Annotated in this window: 2 protein-coding genes; both read left to right on the top strand. The window is 61.3% G+C overall.

The window, feature by feature from the left end:
• A partial coding sequence (gene trbE, locus HY2_RS14615; RefSeq protein WP_034828948.1) for a conjugal transfer protein TrbE occupies positions 1-2,285 on the top strand: 2,285 nt, incomplete at its 5' end.
• A gap of 11 nt (positions 2,286-2,296) precedes the next feature.
• Positions 2,297-2,636, top strand: a 340-nt coding sequence (locus HY2_RS14610) for a TrbJ/VirB5 family protein (RefSeq protein WP_034828947.1), incomplete at its 3' end; no start/stop codon positions are given.

Genomic DNA, 2,636 nt, shown 5'->3' with positions numbered 1-2,636 from the left:
GGGTCAATAATGTGCTGCGCCGGTTCGGCTCGGGCTGGGCGCTCTTCTTCGAGGCGCAGCGCCATGAAGTGCATGACTATCCCGACGCTGAGTTTCCCGATGCGCTGACCTGGCTGATCGATGAGGAACGCGCGCTGCAGGCCGAGGAAAGCGGCGCCCGCTTCGAGAGTTCCTACTATCTGACATTGCTCTGGCTGCCGCCCGCCGACGCCACGGGCCGCGCCGAGAAAGCCCTGATCCAGAGGGCCGAGACAGAAGACGCTGCAACCTGGCGTCATAGGCTGGAGACCTTCCAGCAACACGCCGACCGCGTCTTCGATCTCCTTTCCACCTCTCTCGCCGAGATCGCCAAGCTCACCGACGATGAGACACTGACTTATCTGCACTCGACCATCTCGACCAAGTGCCATCCCGTCGTCACGCCCGAGCTTCCGGTTTTTCTCGACGCCATTCTCGCCGATGAACCTTTTGCCGGCGGCCTCGAACCCATGATCGGCGAAGCCCATCTTCGCACCCTGACAATTCTCGGCTTTCCGGCCTCGACACTCCCCGGCATTCTCGATGAGTTGAACCGTCAGGGCTGTGCCTATCGGTGGGCGACGCGGTTCATCGCCATGGACAAGGCAGAGGCCGAAAAAGTCCTTGGGCGTAAACGCCGTCACTGGTTCGCCAAACGCAAATCCATCGGTGCGGTCCTGCGCGAAACCCTGTTCAATGAACAGGCGGCGCTCGTCGACAATGATGCCGACAACAAGGCCGCCGATGCTGACGCCGCCCTGCAGGAGCTTGGCTCGGACCTTGTCTCCTATGGCTATGTCACCACCACGATTACCGTCGCTGATCCCGATCGGCGCACGGTCGATGAGCATATCCGGATCGCTGAGCGCATCGTAAATGGTCGCGGGTTCACGGCGATCCGCGAAACCCTCAACGCGGTCGATGCCTGGCTCGGCTCATTGCCGGGTCACCCTTACGCCAATGTCCGCCAGCCCATTCTTCACACGCTGAACCTGGCGCATATGGTGCCGCTGTCAGCGGTCTGGGCAGGCGAAGACACCAACAGACATTTGCAAGCCCCAGCGCTCATTCAGGCGCAGACCGATGGCACGACGCCGTTCCGCCTGAACCTGCATATTGGCGATGTCGGACACACGCTGGTGATCGGCCCGACCGGCGCGGGCAAGTCGGTCCTCCTGTCGCTGCTCGCCCTGCAATGGAAGCGCTATGAGGCGGGCCAAGTCTTTATCTTCGACAAGGGCCGGTCCGCCCGCGCCGCGACGCTTTGCATGGGCGGCGCGCATGTCGATCTTGGCAGTTCAAACGCCCCAAGCCTGCAACCGCTCAAAGATATCGACACGGAACATGGGGCGAGCTTCGCCGCCGACTGGATCGCCGGGCTTTGCACCAATGAAGGCGTTGCCATGACGCCGGACCTCAAGGCCCGGCTCTGGGAGGCCATCCAGTCTCTCAGCTCAGCGCCTGAAGCCGAACGCACGCTGACCGGCCTCAGCCTGATGCTGCAGGACGAGACCCTCAAATCAGCGCTGCACCCGTTCACGCTGGAAGGCCCGCACGGACGGCTTCTGGATGCCGATCATGAAAACCTCATGCTGGCCGATACGGTCTGTTTCGAGATGGAAGAGCTGATGCATGCAAAGGGCGCTGTGGCGCCCGTGATCACCTATCTCTTCTACCGGCTTGACGAGCGGTTCGGCGGCAAGCCCACGCTGCTCATTCTCGATGAGGCCTGGCTCTTCCTTGATGATCCCATGTTTGCCTCGCGCATCCGCGAATGGCTGAAGACCCTGCGCAAGAAAAACGTCTCTGTCGTCTTCGCCACGCAAAGCCTGGCCGACATTGCGAACTCAAGCATCGCCCCCGCGCTTGTAGAGAGCTGTCCGACACGCATCTTCCTGCCGAACGAGCGCGCCCAGGAACCGCAGTCCAAAGAAACTTATGAGCGCTTCGGCCTTAACGCCCGCCAGATAGAACTGATCAGCCGGGCCACGCCGAAGCGCGACTATTACTACCAGTCGCCCCTCGGGGCGCGCGTCTTTGATCTCGGCCTCGGCCCGATTGCTTTATCCGTTTGCGGCGCTTCCTGCCCCGAAGATCAGGCTTTGCTGGACCGCATATGGGCAGAAACCGAAGGCGACGGATTCGCCGAATGCTGGCTCCACGAAAAAGGCTTGCCCTGGGCGGCTGAGCTGCTCAGCCGCTGGCCGGGCCTCGAGCCGGGCGCCCACAAACCCTTCCCACCCGCTCACGCCATCGCCGCCGAATAGGAGCAACACCAATGAAACGACTTCTCCTCTCTGCCGCCCTCTGCGCTCTTCCTATGACCGCCATTACGGCACCGCCCGCCCACGCTCAATGGACGGTCTATGATCCCGCCAATCACATCCAGAACATCTACCAGGCCATCCGCTCGCTTCAGGAGGTGAACCAGCAAATTCAGCAGCTCACCCATGAGATCGAGATGCTGGAGAACATGGCGCGGGATTTGGAAAACCTGCCTGACTCGATAGCTGATGACATATTGCGCCGTATGCGCCGCATCGATGATCTCATGCGCGAGGCCGAAGGCATCGGCTATGGCGTCGAAGAAATCGAACGCGACTATGAAGTGATCTACC

The organism is Hyphomonas pacifica (genome assembly GCF_000682675.1).
In the GTDB taxonomy this organism is placed as follows: Bacteria; Pseudomonadota; Alphaproteobacteria; order Caulobacterales; family Hyphomonadaceae; genus Hyphomonas; species Hyphomonas pacifica.
This window is presented reverse-complemented; position numbering and strand designations above follow the sequence as displayed.